Annotated in this window: 19 protein-coding genes; 13 read left to right on the top strand and 6 right to left on the bottom strand. The window is 36.1% G+C overall.

The genetic code is table 11. The features are described from left to right. Positions 1-4: 4 nt before the first annotated feature. The gene (gene metK, locus A3223_RS01860; protein ID WP_084108310.1) at positions 5-1,210 is read right to left on the bottom strand and encodes a methionine adenosyltransferase; all 1,206 of its coding nucleotides are present in this window, start codon (positions 1,208-1,210) and stop codon (positions 5-7) included. Positions 1,211-1,347: 137 nt separating this feature from the next. Here metK and sstT point away from each other — a divergent pair, with 137 nt between their 5' ends. The 13 genes from sstT to A3223_RS01925 all read left to right on the top strand — a co-directional run bounded on the left by sstT (position 1,348) and on the right by A3223_RS01925 (position 13,089). Further along, positions 1,348-2,715 carry a serine/threonine transporter SstT gene (gene sstT, locus A3223_RS01865; RefSeq protein WP_374057429.1) on the top strand — a complete coding sequence of 456 codons (1,368 nt, stop codon included), beginning with the start codon at positions 1,348-1,350 and terminating at the stop codon, positions 2,713-2,715. An 87-nt stretch (positions 2,716-2,802) separates the two neighbouring features. Beyond that, positions 2,803-4,524, top strand: a complete 1,722-nt coding sequence (locus A3223_RS01870) for a M3 family oligoendopeptidase (RefSeq protein ID WP_084108311.1) — start codon at positions 2,803-2,805, stop codon at positions 4,522-4,524. 1 nt (position 4,525) lies between these two features. After that, entirely contained in the window at positions 4,526-4,975 is a 450-nt protein-coding gene (locus tag A3223_RS01875) for a hypothetical protein (RefSeq protein WP_084108314.1), read from the top strand. 51 nt (positions 4,976-5,026) lie between these two features. After that, positions 5,027-7,096, top strand: a complete 2,070-nt coding sequence (locus A3223_RS01880) for an ATP-dependent helicase (RefSeq protein WP_084109257.1) — start codon at positions 5,027-5,029, stop codon at positions 7,094-7,096. Next, on the top strand, positions 7,093-7,914 hold the full coding sequence (gene truB / locus A3223_RS01885; RefSeq protein WP_084108317.1) for a tRNA pseudouridine(55) synthase TruB: 822 nt from the start codon (positions 7,093-7,095) through the stop codon (positions 7,912-7,914). Before A3223_RS01880 ends, truB begins: the two co-directional genes overlap by 4 nt. Then, positions 7,908-8,138, top strand: a complete 231-nt coding sequence (csrA, locus tag A3223_RS01890; protein ID WP_021090864.1) for a carbon storage regulator CsrA — start codon at positions 7,908-7,910, stop codon at positions 8,136-8,138. Before truB ends, csrA begins: the two co-directional genes overlap by 7 nt. Then, positions 8,135-8,878 carry a 4-(cytidine 5'-diphospho)-2-C-methyl-D-erythritol kinase gene (locus A3223_RS01895; RefSeq protein WP_084108319.1) on the top strand — a complete coding sequence of 248 codons (744 nt, stop codon included), beginning with the start codon at positions 8,135-8,137 and terminating at the stop codon, positions 8,876-8,878. Before csrA ends, A3223_RS01895 begins: the two co-directional genes overlap by 4 nt. A gap of 14 nt (positions 8,879-8,892) precedes the next feature. Continuing rightward, on the top strand, positions 8,893-9,345 hold the full coding sequence (gene smpB / locus A3223_RS01900) for an SsrA-binding protein SmpB (protein ID WP_035142320.1): 453 nt from the start codon (positions 8,893-8,895) through the stop codon (positions 9,343-9,345). Positions 9,346-9,353: 8 nt separating this feature from the next. After that, a complete protein-coding gene (locus tag A3223_RS01905) occupies positions 9,354-9,950 on the top strand; it encodes a thioredoxin (RefSeq protein ID WP_021085500.1) in 597 nt (198 codons plus the stop codon). A gap of 62 nt (positions 9,951-10,012) precedes the next feature. After that, positions 10,013-10,447 (top strand): flagellar basal body rod protein FlgB, encoded by a 435-nt coding sequence (flgB, locus tag A3223_RS01910; protein WP_084040658.1) that lies wholly within the window; start codon positions 10,013-10,015, stop codon positions 10,445-10,447. An 8-nt stretch (positions 10,448-10,455) separates the two neighbouring features. Continuing rightward, a complete protein-coding gene (gene flgC, locus A3223_RS01915) occupies positions 10,456-10,956 on the top strand; it encodes a flagellar basal body rod protein FlgC (protein ID WP_084108320.1) in 501 nt (166 codons plus the stop codon). Then, positions 10,956-11,249: a flagellar hook-basal body complex protein FliE gene (gene fliE / locus A3223_RS01920; protein WP_021090507.1), complete on the top strand. Its 294-nt coding sequence runs from the start codon at positions 10,956-10,958 to the stop codon at positions 11,247-11,249. The genes flgC and fliE overlap by 1 nt, the downstream gene beginning before the upstream one ends. A 7-nt stretch (positions 11,250-11,256) precedes the next feature. Then, positions 11,257-13,089, top strand: coding sequence for a peptidoglycan D,D-transpeptidase FtsI family protein (locus A3223_RS01925; protein WP_084108323.1), 1,833 nt, complete (start codon positions 11,257-11,259; stop codon positions 13,087-13,089). Between the two features lie 120 nt (positions 13,090-13,209). Here the strand turns inward: A3223_RS01925 and A3223_RS01930 are convergent, their stop codons facing one another. From A3223_RS01930 to A3223_RS01950, 5 genes are all read right to left on the bottom strand, one after another. After that, on the bottom strand, positions 13,210-13,710 hold the full coding sequence (locus tag A3223_RS01930) for a hypothetical protein (RefSeq protein WP_084108326.1): 501 nt from the start codon (positions 13,708-13,710) through the stop codon (positions 13,210-13,212). 52 nt (positions 13,711-13,762) lie between these two features. Next, on the bottom strand, positions 13,763-14,194 hold the full coding sequence (locus A3223_RS01935) for a fatty-acid--CoA ligase (RefSeq protein ID WP_084108329.1): 432 nt from the start codon (positions 14,192-14,194) through the stop codon (positions 13,763-13,765). Next, entirely contained in the window at positions 14,195-17,290 is a 3,096-nt protein-coding gene (ccsA, locus tag A3223_RS01940) for a cytochrome c biogenesis protein CcsA (protein ID WP_084108332.1), read from the bottom strand. A gap of 45 nt (positions 17,291-17,335) precedes the next feature. Further along, positions 17,336-17,893 carry a c-type cytochrome gene (locus tag A3223_RS01945; protein WP_084040670.1) on the bottom strand — a complete coding sequence of 186 codons (558 nt, stop codon included), beginning with the start codon at positions 17,891-17,893 and terminating at the stop codon, positions 17,336-17,338. Positions 17,894-17,986: 93 nt separating this feature from the next. Next, positions 17,987-19,261: a major outer membrane protein gene (locus A3223_RS01950; protein WP_084108335.1), complete on the bottom strand. Its 1,275-nt coding sequence runs from the start codon at positions 19,259-19,261 to the stop codon at positions 17,987-17,989. Positions 19,262-19,376: the final 115 nt, after the last annotated feature.

Consider the following 19,376-nt stretch of genomic DNA (forward strand, 5'->3'; position numbering starts at 1 on the left):
CTGATTATTTTTTTAGTAAAGCTTTGAAAGTATCGACAGCGTCAAGCTTTTCCCAAGGGTATTTTGCATTTCCCACTTGACCTTTTGCAGCTACTTTTGCGTATAAAAACGTATCTTTACTTGGCTTATCAAGACCAAATTTATTTGTTATCCAGCGAGGTGTTAGAGAAAAATGCTCGCTTACAAAATTTGAAAGCATATCGTCATTTACGCCGTTTGCGTGAGTTCCCATAGTATCAACACTAACTGAAGTTGGCTTTGCAACGCCTATTGCGTAGCTTATCTGAACGATACACTTTTTGGCAAGGCCAGCTGCGACGATATTTTTGGCTATCCAGCGCGCTGCGTAAAGTCCGCTTCTATCAACCTTTGTGTAGTCCTTGCTTGACTGAGCGCCACCACCTATCGGGCTATATCCGCCAAAGCTATCGACGATTAGTTTTCTGCCTGTTAGACCGCTATCGTGAAGTGAGCTGTGATTTACATATCTGCCTGTTGGGTTTATGTAAATGATCGTTTTTTCTTTATTATATAGCTCTTTTGGAAGACCAGTTTCGTCTATTAAATTTTGAATTAGTGTGCGAAGCTCTTCTATCTTCATAGTCTCCACGCAAGGTGCAGAGACGACGATAGTGTGGATACTTTGAGGTTTGCAGTTTTCAAAATTATCTTTGCTACCATAATCAATAGTAACTTGCGTTTTTATATCAACGCCAAGTTTATCAGGGTTTGCTTTGGCAAATTTATATACTTTTTCACAAAGCATTCTTGCGTAAGTTATGGCTGCTGGCATAAATTCTTTCGCTTCGCAGCTTGCAAAACCAAACATGATACCTTGATCCCCTGCCCCAATCTCACCATCATTCTGATCAACGCCTTGATTTATATCTGGGCTTTGTTGGTTTAAGCAGACTTTGACCTCGATATCATCTGGGTGCAAACACTGCTCTTTTGTAAAATTACTCTTTCCGTCATATCCAATATGCGCAAGAGCATCTTTTACGATCTTTTCGTAATCTTTAAAAGAGAGTTTTACCTTTGAGTTTATCTCTCCGCCTATTACTATATTTTTTCCAGCCACAAAGACTTCACTTGCGACACGACCATTTGGATCTTGTGTTAAAATAGTATCCACTATGCTATCAGCGATTATATCAGCACATTTATCTGGATGACCCGGACTTACAACTTCAGAAGTAAATAGATACATTTTCATCCTTTTTCTTGACTAAATTTTGTGCAATTGTAACAAATCTTTTTAAAAGGCTAATTAATCTTTATCAAATTCTTTATATTTAAAAATTGTTTAGCTAAAATCAACAAAAAACTAATTTATTAAGGTGTCAAATGAATATGCTTAAAAACATAGCAAGAAGATACGCCGATGGAAATTTGATAGTTCAAATTTTAGTTGGTATCATCCTAGGTGCCCTAGTTGGCTTTTACACACACTACGAAGCAGCTCCTTATAACAAGATCTCAGCTAAAATTCAAACTATTCAAAACGAGAGTGGTTTGAGCATAGATGAAGTTATAAAAACTCACCTTAGTCAAGATGAAGCCAAACAGCTAAACGAAGCCAAAGAAAAAGCTGGTTCAGCCGATTCTATTGCAACTTCAGCTTCGGTTTTAGGAGATTTGTTTAAAGGTGCTCTAAAAGCGATCGCACCTATTCTTGTCTTTGTTTTAGTGGCAACATCCATCATTTTAAGAGATTTTGGTCATACAAAAGGTATGCAAAAGATCATTACACTCTATCTAATTGGTACATTTTTAGCAGCCGTTGTTGCAGTTATTGCTAGTTTCTTATTTCCAGTGGAGCTTTCTTTAAAAGGTCTTGCAAGCGCTGATATGTCAGCACCTCAAGGAATTACCAATGTATTAAAAGATCTCATTTATAAAATGGTTGAAAATCCGATAAATGCTTTAGCAAATGGCAACTATATAGGCATCATTACCTGGGCAGTAGGCAGTGGTATAGCACTTAGAAATTCCACAGCTGAGACCAAAAAAGTATTTAAAGACATAAGCGATGGCGTGACTCATATCGTTAAATTTATCATTAGACTAGCTCCATTTGGTATTTTTGGCATGGTAGCTATTAGCATTCATGAAACTGGATTTGAGGTACTTGCAGGATATCTAAAACTAATTTTAGTTCTTGTTGGGGCAATGCTTGTTGTCGCATTTATCATCTACCCAGCCATGGTTTTTGTATTAACTAGAAAAAATCCTTATCCACTTGTCATGATCTGCCTAAAAGAGAGCGCTATTTCAGCATTTTTTACAAGAAGCTCGGCCGCAAATATCCCTGTAAATATGGCACTTTGCAAAAAGCTTGGTCTAAAAGAGGAGCTTTACTCGATCTCTATCCCACTAGGAGCTACCATAAACATGGGTGGAGCGGCAGTTACCATTAGTATCCTAGCGCTTACTGCGGTAAATTCTATCCCATCTATCACAGTTACATTTGGCGATGCACTACTTCTATGCTTTATCTCAGCTCTTGGTGCATGTGGCGCATCTGGTGTGGCTGGCGGCTCACTTCTTTTAGTGCCATTAGCGTGCGGTCTTTTTGGTATCGGCAACGACATTGCCATGCAGTTTGTCACAGTTGGCTTTACGATTGGCGTTATCCAAGACTCAGTTGAAACTGCGCTAAATAGCTCATCAGACGTGCTTTTTACAGCCGTAGCTTCAGAGACTTCAAACTAATCTTCATAAAATTTCAGCTAAATTTTGGCTGAAATTTTACTTTTATCCATTTTTTTGTAAAATATCCCAAAAATTTAAAGGATAAATATGCAAATTTGGGATCTAAAAGCACTTTTTGCAAACGAAAAAGAGTGCGAGCAAAACGCACTAAATTTACAAAAAGAGTGCGAGAAATTTAAAGATAAATACCTTGAAAGTTATGAAAATTTAAAAACTGAAGAGTTTTTAAAGGCATTTGAAGAATTTGAAAATTTGATAGCAAAAATTTCAAAAACCATGACTTATGCTTTTTTAAATTTTACCAAAGACACCAGTAAAGGTGCATTTTATGCAAAGATTGACGAAATCGCAACAAAAGCAAATGAAAATTTGATATTTTTTGAGATCAAATTTAATGAGCTTAGCCCTAAAAAACAAGAAGAGATCATAAAAAGCTCTAAAAAATATGGCTATTACCTAAGCAATCTCGCTAAAGCAAAACCGCACCAACTTAGCGTTGCTGAAGAAAGAGTTTTGCTTCGCACTGCAAGCACTGGGGCTGAGGGCTTTTCGAGGCTTTTTGATGAGAGCATGAGCAAGATGAGGTTTAAATTTAAAGGCGAGCTTTTAAATGAAGAAGAGATTTTAGCCAAGCTTCATGAGAGTGACCAAAGCGTACGAAAACTAGCCGCCAAAAGCCTTTCAAATGAGCTTAGCAAACACCAGCACCTTCTTGGCTACATATATAATATGATAAAAACAGATCTAAAAACGAGCTGCGAGCTGCGAAATTTCAAGCTTCCTGAAGAGCCAAGACACCTTGAAAATCAAATAACTAAAAAAAGTGTTGATTCGCTAATTGCTGTAACTGAGAAAAATTTTGACCTAGTTGCTAAATTTTACGAGCGCAAAAGAGAAATTTTAGGTCTTAAAAAGCTTTATGATTACGATAGATACGCACCTCTTAGCAGCGAGGGCGAGTATAAATTTGATGAGTGCAAAAAGATAGTTTTAAAAGCATTTTCAAATTTCTCAAGAGAATTTGGCAATATCGCTAAAAGCGCCTTTAGTGACGGCTGGATCGATGTTTATCCGGCGCCAAACAAGCGAGGTGGTGCGTTTTCTCACTCAGGATCAAGTGACACGCACCCTTATGTTTTGCTAAATCACACCAACCAACGAAGAGACCTTTTCACGCTAGCTCACGAGCTTGGCCACGCCGTGCATCAAAAACTCTCATATAATGTAAGCTACCTAAATTCAGACACTCCGCTAACCACGGCTGAGACGGCTTCAGTCTTTTGCGAGATGCTAGTTTTTGACCACATAAAAGATGGGCTTAGTAAAAAAGAGAAAATTTCACTGCTCGCTGGCAAGATCGAGGATATATTTGCCACACTTTACCGCCAGATAAATTTCACCACCTTTGAGCGCACCGTGCACGCACACGATGGCGAGATCAGCCTAGATGAGCTAAATAAAATTTGGCTAAGAGAGAGCAAAAAGATGTTTGGCAAAAGTGTCACGCTAAATGACTACTACAAAATTTGGTGGAGCTACATCCCACACTTCATCCACACGCCATTTTACTGCTACGCCTACTCTTACGCACAGCTTCTTGTGCTTGCACTTTTTGGGCTTTATAAAAGCGGCAAATGCGAAAATTTCGTTGAAATTTACACCGAGTTTTTGAGCCTTGGCGGTAGTCTTAGCCCAAGGGAACTTGTGGGTAAATTTGGCTTTGATATAGATGATAAAAATTTCTGGCAGATCGGCATAAACGAGGTTAAAAAGCTAGTAGATGAGTTTTTAGAAATTTCAAAGGATTAAGATGTTAGACGAAATTTTAGATGATGAGAAATTTTCACTTTTGATGAAGATGCACGTCTATGAGTGCATTGATTTTTTGCTTGAAAAAGGGGTAAATTTCTCAGTTATGGCAAATTTGCCGCTAGTTAGCTTTGAGCCAAGCTTACCAGATGAGATAAGTAGAAGCTTTAATATGCCAGTCATTATGTTTTCACTTGGTGGCTATACGCTTGAGAGTGCGAAGTTAACGCAAGATGAGCTTAGCTTCGAGGCTGGATTTGGTAGTGAAAATTTTGCCTCTGTGGTATCTTTTCCGCTTGGTGCAGTGGTTCAAATTTTGGTTGAAAATAGCCCGATCCTTGTAAATTTCTCTATCTACAAGCCAAAAGAGAAGCAAGTCGATCACGCTAAAAAATCAGCCTCAGTCTTTTTGCAAAACCCAAAAAATAAAGATATATTTAAGAAAAAATAGTAATTTTAAGCATTTTTGGCTAAAATCAAAAGAAAATTTAAAAAGCAAAAAATGGAAAAATTACTATCAAATTTAAACGAAGCCCAGCGCGAAGCAGCCACCCACATAGATGGCCCGATGCTCATACTAGCAGGTGCTGGCAGCGGCAAGACAAAGACGATCACAACTAGACTTGCCTACCTCATCGGTGAGGTCGGTATAGACGCGGCAAATACACTAACTCTTACTTTTACAAACAAAGCCGCCAACGAGATGCGAAGTAGAGCCATGGCGATGCTAAGCCAAAGTGGCAAAAACTACTCGCCGCTTCTTTGCACATTTCATAAATTCGGGCTTTTGTTTTTAAAGCTCTACATAGAAAAGCTTGGCAGAAAAAATAACTTCGTCATAATCGACACAGACGATAAAAAGCGCATCATCAAAAGCTTTGAAAGTCCAGTCGCCACGGCGATTTTATCAAGTGAAATTTCAAACTATAAAAACTCACTTTTAAGCGTCGAAGAGGTCTATAAAAACGCAAATTTCTCGTCTTTCGATAAAAGCAAGGATAACTTTTACAAACAAGCAGCACAAATTTATGAAAAATATGAAGATTATCTCAAAACAAATAATCTTGTTGATTTTGACGATCTGCTAGGGCTTACATATAAAATTTTAGACGAAAATGAAGATCTTGCTAGAGAAATTTCAAACCGATACAAATACATAATGGTCGATGAGTATCAAGATACAAACGACCTTCAATATAAACTGCTAAAAAAGCTCTGTCTATGCCACGAAAACATCTGCGTCGTGGGTGATGACGATCAAAGTATCTACGGCTGGCGCGGCGCGAAAATAGATAATATCTTAAATTTTAAAGATCAGTTTAAAGATGTAAAGATCATTAGACTTGAGAAAAACTACCGCTCGAGCGAGGCGATACTAAAAGCCGCAAACGAGCTGATAGATCATAACCGCAACCGCCTTGGTAAGAAGCTTGTAGGCACAAAAGGCGAAGGTGAAGCTGTAAATTTGATAGAGAGCTTTGATGAGAGCGTCGAGGCTGGCAAGATCGCAAAATGTATAAAAGAGCTTTTAAGCAAAGGCGTGCAAGCAAAAGATATCGCGATCTTATACCGCATAAATGCACTCTCTCGCTCGCTTGAAGATGGATTAAATAAAGAGCAGATCGCTTATAAAATGGTCGGAGGCGTAAAATTTTACGAAAGAGCCGAGATCAAAGATATCATAAGCTACTTAAGGCTGATAAATAATCCAAATGATGACTTTTCAATAAGGCGCATCATCAATCGCCCAAAACGAGGACTGGGCAAAGTGAGTCTTGATAAGCTTGAAAAAATGGCATTTGAGGACAAAATTTCCATTTTTGAAGCGATCTCAAACATCTCTGATAACGACGAAGCCTTTAGCAAAAAGGTGAAATCAGCTCTTGTTGAGTTTGCAAACAACCTAAAAGAGCTTCAAGAAAGCAGCTCGGTTTTTGACCTAATAGATAAATTTGAAGCTAAATTTGGCGTAAAAAAATACTACGAGAGCTTGCCAGATGGTGCTGAAAGAGCGGCGAACATCGATGAGTTTTACGCTGTTTTAAAAGATCAGATCAAGCAAAATCCAAGCTTTGATCTGGAGGAGTTTTTAAACGAGATCACACTAACAAGTGAGCAAGACGGCATCAGCGATGAGGCTATTAGCATTATGAGTGTGCATGCTAGCAAGGGTCTTGAGTTTGAGCACCTTTTTGTTATCGGCCTTGAAGAAGGATTTTTCCCGCTCATTGGCGATGGTAGCGACATCGAAGAGGAGCGCAGGCTTGCATACGTGGCGATCACAAGAGCTAAAAAAACGCTTAGCCTAAGCTTTACAAATTCACGCTTTTACAAAGGCCAGCGCACGAGGTTAAATAAGAGTAGATTTTTAAGCGAGAGCGGTATCACGCATGGCTCGCTGGTTATCGAACAGAGCAATGAATTTAAAAAAGGCGACCTTGTTAAACATAAAATTTTTGGTATCGGCAGGGTGAGTGCGGTTAGCAAGATCAAAAAAGAATTTAAACTAACTATAAATTTTGGTGGCAATGTAAGAGAGATAATGTCAAGCTTCGTGGAAAAGGCCGTATGAACGCCATCTTCGTAGCAAACAAGCCAGCTGGCATGAGCTCAAACCACTTTTTAGGGCGACTAAAGAGAAAATACGGCGTTAAAAAGGCTGGATTTTCAGGCACACTTGATCCATTTGCTAGCGGCTGTCTCATCGTTGCCTTTGGTTCATATACGAAATTTTTTAGATTTTTAGACAAAAGTCCAAAAGTCTATGAAGCTACGATCTGGCTTGGGGCTAGCAGTCCAAGCATGGATAATGAAAATATCACTGAAATTTCAAATGTAAAAGAGCTAAATTTAGAAAAACTAGAAGCCATAAGAGGCGAGCTGACTGGTAAGATAAGCTATATCCCGCCAAAATTTAGCGCCAAGCACGTAAATGGCACAAGAGCCTATAAGCTGGCTAGAAACGGCGAAAAATTTGAGCTAAAGACAGAAACTATGGAAATTTTTGATAGCCAAATTTTAAACTATTCGCACCCATTTTTAACTATCCGTATAAGCGTAAGCGAAGGAAGTTATATCCGTTCGTATGCAGAAATTTTTGGAAAAAAGCTTGGTTATAATGTAACTTTAAGCTCATTAAAAAGGATAAGTGAAGGCAAATTTAGCTACGAAAATGAAAAATTTTTGAATATTTGTGATTTTTTAAATATTCAGAAAAATACATACTTTGGGGATATAAATGATATTCTTGATGGTAAGAAATTAAAAATTAACGATTTTGAAACACAAAAGCAAGGAATTTATTTGCTAAATTATGATAAATTTATGAGCGTAATCCAAATCACGGATGATACTATAAATTACACTCTAAATAAGGTTGAAAAATGTTAATCCTAGCAAGAAAAGAAAATGAAGAAATTTTAATAGGAAATGACATAAAAGTTGTCATAGTAAATATTTCAAAAAATACCGTTAAACTCGGTATCGAAGCGCCACGAAATACAATGATACTAAGAAGCGAACTAGCAAACGATATCAAAAACGAAAATATCCATGCCACAAAAACTGCAAGTGAAGCCGATATTCATGAGCTAGCTAAAAAAATTGAGAAATGAAAAGCTTTGCAAAGATCAATGTCTTTTTGAAGGTAGTTGGAACCAGAGGCAACTACCACGAAATTTTATCACGCTTTGTTCTCTGTGAGCAGCTTTTTGACGAAATTTATTTTAAAAAGTCAGATTCATTTGCCATAGAATGCAGCAACTGCGATATAAAAGAAAACATCATCCAAAAAGCGATAGACGAGCTAAAAATAGCTGGCTTTTCAAACGAGCTAGATGAGTTTTTTAGCTCTCATAAAATTATCATCAACAAACAAATCCCAATAGGTGCTGGTCTAGGAGGAGGCAGTTCAAACGCCGCCACCTTTTTACTAATGGTAAATGACGAGCTAAATTTACATATAAAACGCGAAAATTTGATGCAAATAGCGTCTAAAATCGGCGCAGATGTAGCTTTTTTCGTAAGTGGCTACAAGGCAGCAAATGTAAGCGGTATAGGTGAGATCATAGAAAAATTTGATGACGAAGTGCCGGATTTAAATATCTTCACGCCAAATGTTTTTTGCTCTACACCGGCGGTTTATCAAGAATTTAGAAGCAATTTCTTACAATACATAAACGTTAATACTGCAAAAAAGATGCAAAATTTAAAGAGTAAAGAGCTACTTGAAATTTATAAAAACGAGGAGCTAAACGATCTTTTTGCCCCATGTTTCAAGCTCTATCCACAGATGAATGAGTTTAAAGATAAATTTCTAAGCGGCAGCGGCAGTAGCGTATTTAGCGTAAAATAAAAGGTGAAACTTTGATAAAAGATCTAGCAAAAAACAAAAAAGCTTTGCATGACTTTAGCATACTTGAAACCTTCGAGGCTGGCATCGTTTTAAAAGGCAGCGAAGTCAAGGCTCTAAGGGCTGGCAGAGCAAATTTAAAAGATAGCTTTGTGCGTGTCATAAAAGGCGAGCTTTTCTTACTAAACGCTCACATCAGCTATCTTGAGACTACACACAGCGCATTTCGTCCAAACGAGCGAGCCGCCAGAAAACTTTTGATGCACAGAAAACAGATCGATAAAATTTTCGGTCAAGTCTCACAAGATGGGCTTACTTTGGTTGTTTTGGCACTTTATCTAAGCGATAAAAACATCGTAAAAGCAAGGCTGGCCCTTGCAAAAGGTAAAAATTTACACGACAAGCGCGAAACTTTAAAGAGACGCGAGGCAGACAAAGAGGCAAGAGCTGCCATAAAAAGATATGTTTAAGGGATAAGATGAAGAATTTACTTGTTTTAATAATCGCTTTATTTGCTTTTTTTGGTTGTGGCGAAGATGAGAGCAGCAGTGCAAATTTTAAAGAATTTAGCCCAAATGAAGAGGTCAAACTTGTAGATGTAAGCGGCAAGGAGCTTACTTTAGTTAGAAAAGATCACGGCTTTGCTATCAAAAATGATGAAAATAAAGTTTTAATGATCGACATTTTTGGCACATTTTGTCCGCCTTGTCAAAAAGAGGCAGCCGAGCTTACAAAATATCAGCTTGAAAACAAAGATAAATTTACGCTAATCGGACTAACTCACTTTGAAAATGTCACAAATGAGTATGTTTTGCATGAATTTATGCAAAAATTTAATGCCTACTACTTCATAACAAACGATCAAAAGATAAATGACAGGCTTGCCGAGCAGATCGTAAGAGATATCGAATACAAACACGAGATCGCACTACCTTTTAAAGTGGTGATAAAAAACGGCGAATATCAAATTTTAACAGACGTAGATAGCGGACAATACGGAGTTAAATACTATCTTGGCGGCATAAAAGTCACAAAAATGAAAGAAGATTTGGCAAAAATCTATGAAACAAAATAAATTTGCCTTATATTTGGAACATCATTTGCTTATAAATGTGTGAAATTTTAGAAGGACTTTAAATGTTTGTTTTAGATAAATCAAAATCTAGCCCACTTGTTGAATCAGCTCTTGCAGGCAGAGAACTACGCCAAAAACTAATCTCTGGCAATCTTGCAAACGTTGATACACCATTTTATAAAGCTAGAGATATAAGATTTGAAGATGTTTTAAAAGAAAAAGCAAATGAAATTTATAACACTTCAAGCCAAAAAAAGCTACAACTTGCTAAGACAAACGAAGCGCATATGGCTGCAGTTGATTTTCCAAAAAGCGACACAGCTCAAATTTTCTTGCGTGATGGTCACATGGCTAGAAACGACGCAAACACAGTCGATCTTGATGTTGAGACAACAGAAATGGGCAAAAATACAGTTATGATAAACGCCCTTGATAGCGCCTACAAAGCTCAGGGCAATATCTTTAAAAGCGTAATAGACGCAAGTGCTAAGAACTAGGAGAGATGATGTCATACTTAAATGATTTTGATATTAGCGGATACGGACTAAGCGCACAACGCTTCAGGATGAATGTCATCAGCTCAAACATAGCAAACGCTCAAACCACAAGAACGGCTGAGGGTGGTCCTTACAGAAGACAAGAGATCATCTTTAAAGAGATGAATTTTGATAAAATTTTAAACGATCAGCTTAAAAACTCACAAAGTCTGCTCGAGTATGAAAATCCACTCGATGATCCAAGCTCACCTAAAAACGCTCACCCTGCCCTAACTAGCGTGATCGTAGATAAAGTGGTGCGTGATGACAAAGACTTTCAACTAAAATACGACCCAAGCCACCCAGACGCAAATGCAAATGGCTACGTCGCATTTCCAAATATAAACCCAGTCATCGAGATGGCTGACTTGCTCGAGGCAACAAGGGCCTATCAAGCAAATGTAGCGTCATTTCAAAACGCAAAGACAATAGCACAAAGTGCGATATCACTTATTTCAGGACAAGCATAATGATAAATAGTATAAATTTAGACAAAATAAATAAAAACGAAAATTCAAATAAAATAGCGAAAGCAGGCGAAGAAGGCGGCTTTGAAAATGCTCTAAACGACTCTTTAAAAGAGCTAAATAAAGTGCAAATCAACGCAGATAAAGCCATAGCCGATCTTGCGACTGGCGAGGTAAAAGATCTTCACCAAGCTGCTATTGCGATAGGTAAAGCAGAGACTAGCATGAAGCTTATGCTAGAAATTCGCAACAAAGCACTAAGCGCTTATAAAGAAATTTCTAGAACACAAATTTAAGTCATTAATGAATTCCAGAAAATCAAAAATAACCATACTTTTTTTATTAATTACTTTTGGAATTTCAATATTTGTGCTTGTCATATTTTATAGAGCAAGTATCGAGCGAAAGCTTCCTAGACTTCAAACAAGCGATATAAACACAGCAATTCGTGGTAATATAATCACAAAAGATGGCTTTAGCATCTCTTCAAGTCAAAAACTCTACAAAGTAATGCTTGACACTAGAAATATTGATCCTAATAAAAAAGAGATGTTTATCAAACTATATTCGCTTTACAGCGGCGACGATCCAAACAAAGTAAGAAAGATTATAAATGACACAAAAGGTATCGTTACACTCTCATATAGTATTGATGCAAAGGGTGCTACATACCTTCAAGAGCTCTCAAGAAAGCTGAATCGCAAGAGCATTTTGGTTTCATATCTTGATCCAAAAACAGGTCTTGCTTCATTTCAGGGCATGAGAGTAATGGAGAGCGGCCAAAATCGTAAATTTATTTCAAAAGACGCCCTCACACCAGCTATTGGCTACGTGAGTAAAACTGAAAGTGACGCACTTACAAAGAGTAAAGGCGTAAAAGGCCTTGAGAGATATTATGAAGATTATTTAGCTCCGATACAAAATGCAAAAATTTTAGGGCCTCGCGATATTGGAAACAATATCATTTTAACAAGTGACTCAAATTTAGCAACAAGAGTAGATGGCTACAATGCGGTGCTTTCTATACCGCTTAAATTTCAAACCAAACTAGAGCAAATTTTAGATGAAAAGCGTGAATTTCTAGATGCAAAAGAGTTAGTTATATGCATAATGAATAGCAAAAATGGAGAAATTTTAGCCCTAGCCTCTAGCTCAAGATATGATCCTTCGAATATAAGAAAGCAAGATTATAGCGCTCTAAACTCTACCGTTAGCGAATATGCTTATGAAGTTGGCTCGGTTTTTAAACCATTTATATTTTCTATCTTACTTCAAGAGAAGAAAGTAAATCCATTCGAGCTTGTAAATACCTATAATGGCCGATACCAACTTGGCAAAAGGATAATCAAAGATACCCATCCAGAGCCTTTTATGAGCGCTGAAGATATAATCGTGCACAGTTCAAACATCGGCATGATTCAGCTTGTTGAGCGTTTAAATGGGCCACAAATTTATCAAGGACTTTTAAATTTTGGCTTTTCAAGAAAAACAGGCATAGATCTACCTTACGAGCAAGTAGGTATGATGCCAACAGTTACAAAGCTAAACTCATCGACATATAAGGCGACTGTGAGCTACGGATACGGCTTGCAAGCTACATTTATGCAGCTTTTAAAAGCCTATAATACATTTAACAATAAAGGCATTGAAGTTACTCCTCACATGGTTGCCTACTTAGAGAGAAATGGGAAAAGATACGATTTGCCAAAGTCCGAGCCAGCTCAAGTTATATCACAAGAAACCGCAAAGATAATGAAGAGAATTTTAATAAAAACGGTTGAGAAAGGTACTGGACTAAAAGCCTTTACGCCAGGACTTGAGATAGGTGGCAAGACTGGAACTGCACACATTGCCTCAGGTAGTGGTGGATACAGCAATACCTACAATGGCTCATTTTTTGGCTTTGTAAATGACACAAGAGGCAATAGCTACACAATAGGCGTTCTAGCAAGGGATCCTAAAAGACCTTACTACTACTTCGGTGCTCAAAGTGCGTTGCCTATGTTTAAAAAAGCAGTTGATCTGATGGTTGAGGATGGATATTTATTTCCTGATGCAAATGTAATAGCTGAGTTTGAAGCCAAAAAAGATAAACTTAAAAACGATAAGACAAAACAAAAGCCTGCTTTGGACTAAAATTTTAAAAACGAGAAAGATATAAAAACCAAGCAAAAGCTAAATTTAAAAATTTTTTTATTTTTATTGATTTTAATAAATTTCTCTAATCGCAAAGTCTTTAATGCTCTTAAAATACTTTTAGCTTCTAATAGCAATTAAATTATAAATAGAAAATCTAAACTGATCAAAAAGATTTAAGCCCTTAATATTTTTAGAAGTTATCTCTTTGTCATCTTTGTAGTTTTTTCCACCTAAAAAGAGCAGATAAATAAGCGGGGTAACATAATTAAATCTTAAAAAAAGCGCTACAATGCAATGAAAAAAGCCGTGATTATATTTGATACAAGCATAAAAACCATAAATTACATAAGCTATCATTAGAATCAAAAAAGCATAGAATACAAAGCTTAAACCAGCATAATCTGAAATATTTAAAAAGCTGCAAACAAAAATAAAAGTACCTACCAAAGTAGGCAATATAATGATTGGAAAAATTAGATGAAGTCCAATTAGATCAAATTTACTCGTATAAACCTTTATATTATATCTACCTGCAGGAATTATCAAAAATATAGGCAATACGATTAAAAATAAAATAAGAAATATCACGTACATAGAATCAAAATCATAAGAACTCATTTTTATACCAAATTTAATTTTAAGATATTTAACTACACTTTTTTAAATAAATTTATCTACGATTTTTGCGATTTTCTATGCCGATTTTCTCACTCTCTTCTATCTCGACAATATAGCTTGGATTTTTCTTTTTAGCTTCTTTGTCTAAAAAACTGATGAGCTTTGCATCAGAATTTTTATGAGAGCAGATTAAAATTATAAAATTTATATAGTTATTTGCCTCTTTTGGCATGACTTGGTTATTTTTAGCTGGTATACTAAAATTTCCTACAAAGATTTGAATAAGTTCGAAAAGCTCGTTTTTACTTAAACTATTATCACCAGCAAGCTTTTCAAGTTTTTCGATTGTTATCTCTTCTTTTTCTAATGCAAGCTCCTTTATTTCGGCGCTATAATCTCTATTTCTTAAAAGTAAATAGATTAACGCACAAATTGCAATTAATAGCAATACAATAAAGAAAACTATTAGACCTTTTATTAGCATCTAAAGCCTTGAGCAAAGTGATCGCTTTGTAAATGCCAAAATACTCATAAGCACCATTATCACGATACTAATCCAGACAAAATCAGGCACTGGCAATGGATCGCCAGCTGCATACGAGTGCATACCAGCTAAATAAAAATTTACGCCAAAATAAGTCATAATAATCGACCAATAAGCAAAGAATGAAGCCACTGCAAATGCATACTGGTTATTTAGCTTTGGAATAAATCTTATATGAAGAACTGCGGCATAAACAAGTATCGAAACTAATGCCCAAGTCTCCTTGCTGTCCCAGCCCCAATATCTACCCCAACTCTCGTTCGCCCAGACACCGCCTAGGAAATTTCCAAGAGTAAGCAAGCTAAGTCCTAGTATCATAGCCATCTCATTTATACGAGTAGCTTCAAGAATATTACGAGAAATTTCTGGATTTGGCTTTTTCTTATTTTGCAAAATGATAAGCAATAGTGTAAAGCCACCAAGTAACGCGCAAAGCCCTAAAAATCCATAACTTGCAGTAATGACAGAGACATGTATTGTTAGCCAGTAGCTTTGAAGTACAGGCACAAGTGTAGTGATCTGCGGATCCATCCAGCTAAGGTGCGCAACAAACAATGTAACGCCAGCCAATATAGACGTAAGAGCAAGGGCGATAGGGCTACGTTTTGCAAAGACGATACCAGAAAATCCTAAAGCCCAAGCGATATAGACCATCGATTCATAAGCGTTACTCCAAGGCGCATGCTCAGCAATGTACCAACGAAGTCCAAGTCCGACAGTGTGAGCAAAAAAAGCTAGTAAATTTATAATATACACAATCTTTACAATACCATTTATCTGGACCTTTGGAGCTAGCATTTTGATAAAAACAAAAAATAAAAGTGCAAGGCCAGCCAAAAGATAAACCGGCGTCAATCGTTCAAAAATTTGAATTTTATTAAACAAAATTTCTATATTTATCTTTTCTTCACTTGGCATTACAGCAGAGCCGTACTTTTGCTGATAGGCTGAAATTTTATCAAGTGTGGCATCAGCCTTACTCCAATCATTATCTTTTGTTGCTGCATCAACTGCTGCAAAATACTCTCTCATCATATTAATGACTAGATCGGCCTCCTTAGGCGGAAAATACATCATTGCACTAGCAGGTGAATACCAAGAGTTTGATGGGTCATCTTGCTTTGGAAAAATTTTAAAAATTTCACCAATAAATATCATATAAAAAACATTCAATCTCTCGTCGATCTTTATCACATCTTTATCAAATGTATTGCGTGATCCAGGATGCTTACGATTAGCAATTTCAGCAAATTTTGTGAGTTTATATTCACTTCCGCCATCTTTTGTAGCTCTAAAAAAATCATTAAAACTTGCATACTTTGCATTTTCATCTATGCCAAGCTCTTTTTTTAGCTCCTTGCTTTGTCCAAGTGAGATAATTTTTTCATTTCGCCAAAAATCAGGCGTTACCATTATTGAAAGCATAGCTTGATTAGAGTTTAGGCTATTTATGTTCTCGCTTCTATGTATTTTATTTAAAATTTCTTTACTAAGAGTGTCAAATGGCTTCATTCTACCATCTGAGCTTTGCACAATAAGTCTAGAAAGCTTTTGTGTGTGCTCTTTGCTGATATTAGGCAAAAAGTCTTCAGCCTTTAATGAGCTAAAACTTAAACTTAAAAGCATAATGGCAATGATAGCAACAACCTTTTTACCACCTTTTGTTGATTCATTGTCTATTAACTTAGCTAGCTTTCTAAAGCGGCTACCAGGATTTACAACATTTAACACAAAGCCAAGTCCAAGTAAAAAGTAGCCAATGTAAGTTGGTATCTTGCCTGGATCTTTATTTACAGAGAGAATGGTTCCTTTTTCATCTGTATCGTATGAACTTTGGAAGAATCTATAGCCATCATAGTCAAGCACATGATTCATATAAATTTTATAGTCAAGCCCCGACATGTTTGTATCATCTTTTACAATAACTTCACTTGAATAGCTCATAGGCGAATTTGAACCAGGATATCTTTTAAGCTCAAAGTCTTTTAAGTATAAGCTAAACGGAAGTTTAACTTGCTGTGCGCCCCATGAAGCGTTAAATTTTTGTCCAGCCACAGCCAAGCGTGAAGGCTCTGTTAGGTTATAAAAAATATGCATCTCTTTACTCTCGCCTTTATAATTTAATTCAGCTATCAAGGCGTTAAATTCGCTATCATTTGTACTAACTAGCTTCCTTGAGGCATGAGCTGAAACTAATCTTGGAGCAAAATTTATATTTGAAATAGTATAAAGACTGCCTATGCCAAAATCATTTATACTACCAGCTTTTAACTCTGTTTTTGAGCTATCACTCATTGTAAATTTTGAAAGATCAGTATTTGAAGTAACTGTGAAATTTCCATCAACTAATTTAAAAAGTACATATTTTTTACTCTCATCTGGCTTAGCATTAAAGATAAAACTAATATCTGCAACTCTTGCTTCCTCTTCTTCTAACAAGAAGATTTCTTCACTTTCACTCTCGTTTGAAACCACAAATTCCACTACTGGTTGCCCATTTTTATCATCCACAAACTTATAACTTGCATTTGGCACAAATTCTTTAAATTTTAAATTAGCTTCATTATCTGCTATTTTTAGCTTTAGATCAAAACCTTTTTTTGCATCAGAAAGTCCTAACGGCAAAGCAGCGTTTATCTCTTCTCCATTATCATTTAATGCGGTTAAATTTAAATAGGATATTTTTGTCGTAACGATATTTGACTGAGTTTTCTCTCTTATATGCATATCAGCCTCAAAGCCAAGATATCTTGTTATACCAGCACCGATTAAGATAACGATAAAACCAAGGTGAAAGGTAAGCGAAGGGAGTTTTTTTGGATCGATTAAGTTATATCTAAAGATATTATAGGTCAAATTTATACCAAGCAGTAGTTGAATGATAGCAAACCAGCTGGCACCATAAACATAGTACCATGCAGCTTCTGTACTAGTTTTACTTTCTATTATCGTAGCGGCTCCGCTAGCCATGGCAAAGATTATCATCAAAACGATAGCTGAGCCCATACTTAAAAATAATGATTTTGGATTTAACATCTGCTTCCTTTTATTTATATTATGACAAAGCTATCAAAGTGAAAATTATCTTAAATAACTACCTTGCTTTGTTTGAGTAGAGACTGGTTTGTTTTCATTTGCGTCTTGTTCAGCAAATGCATCTTTGCCTTTTAGATAGGCAAGAATCGCACCAAGGTCATTATTTGAAAGAATTTTAGCTTGGTTTTGCATTACATTTTTACCGCTTCCACCGAAACTTGAGTCACTTCTATAAGAGATGATGCTATCTTCAATATCCTTAGCATCTATATTTTTTAGAGGCGTTGAACCAAATGGCCTTTTATCAGCATTCTCGCCATGACAGCTAGCACATTGCTTTTCATAAAGCTCCTTACCCAAAGAAACACTATATCTGCCCTTTCTATCAACGCCTAATTTTAAAATTCTATTATCTTTATAACGTCTTGGATCTTCATCAACATAGACATTTACTTTTTCATTTCTATCATTAGCCTGCTTTTTTGCCATTTCAGCAAGTTCTTTACCAAACTCACCACGAGCTTCTATATAGTAGACCTGCGAAGCTGCAAAGGCATTTGCCACCAAAAAACACGCCAAAAAAGAAATTTTAATACTTTTCATAATTTTCCTTGAAATTTTGCTCTAAATTTAAAAATCCCGGATCAGATTGCTCCGACCCGGGATTATATCATAAGTTGATTAATGAGCTATGAATTAGAATGAGTATTTAGCTTCAAATCTAAATTTATCTTCTTTTGTTTTTACATCATCAGGTAATTTATGTGTTTGGAAAGAGTAGAAAGAGCTAAATTTCAACTTTTTGCTATATTGATAAGCAAATCTTGGAACAAATTCTTCAACTTTATCTTTTATGTCTGGATTGCCAGTACCGCCAAATACTTTTTGAGTACCTTTTACATAGTCTAAACCAACTGTAAATTTATCAAATGTATAAGCACTTGTTGCATAGAGGAAGTTACCTTTACCTTCTGTAAATGTCCAATCAAATACATCTTCACCAGCATCAATAAGAGCACCCTGATCTTCAAAACTAAATGATGTTACACCTTTATCTTGAACTTTCCAGCCAATATAACCAGCAGCTAGATCAAGACCAAATAGTGATGTTGAAAGTTCACCAGCATAGAAATTACCATCATTGTATTTAGCACCATTTTCTGAAGTTAAATACCCTTTTGCTTCTCTATCCGCTGAACTATTTACATAGTTAAGTCTTGCACCTAAAGAAATATCATTATTAATAGCAAAATTTGCTGAAACATCAGCTGCAAGTACGTCAGCTAAGTTTGTAAGGCTAGCATACCATAGTTGGAAATTGATAGGATCATATGAACCAGCAATACCAGCTGCATATAGGTTACCAACATCATAGCTGTTTAAAAGACTGGTAGCTTTTAATTTTGGTTTTTTAGGATCTGCTTCTGCATATAAATTACCATCAGCCCATTCACTAGAGATAGCATCAAACGCTAAAGCTGTAAGCGTAAGACCTTCGATATCTTTATTTACTATTCTTACACCTGTACCAACTGCATCATCAGTAAAGTATGAACCAATAGCTTGCTTACCGGCTGTGATAGTAGTATTTCCAGCTTTATAACCAAGATAGAATTGGTGAACATTAAATGTCTTTGTTGTATCTGTTTTATCTGTACCATCTGTATTATCTGTTTTAGCGTTATCGCCTGAGCCATCAACAGAGTTATATCTTAAACCAATAACACCAAAAAAGTTATCATCAATAGCGGCTTTAAAGTTTGTAACCATTCTAAATTGATGATTAGCTTTGCTTTTTTTTGCAACATCACTTTGCTCTGTATCTTTATTGTGAGTATTTGTATATCTATATCTTGCAAATCCTGAAAGATCTACATTTTTTATAGCTTCTTCAAGTGGGGTAGCACTTGCTACGCTTGAAAATGCACCTAAAGCAACCAAAGTGGCTAAACTAATTTTTGTTAGTTTCATTTTTTCTCCTTTTAAGGTTTTGTGACAACGATTATAATCTATAAATTTTAATTTAAAGCTTAAAAAATCATAAAATTTTTAATTTTTGTTACCAATCGTTTACTGATTTTAACCA

The organism is Campylobacter concisus (assembly GCF_002092855.1).
In the GTDB taxonomy this organism is placed as follows: domain Bacteria; phylum Campylobacterota; class Campylobacteria; order Campylobacterales; family Campylobacteraceae; genus Campylobacter_A; species Campylobacter_A concisus_AI.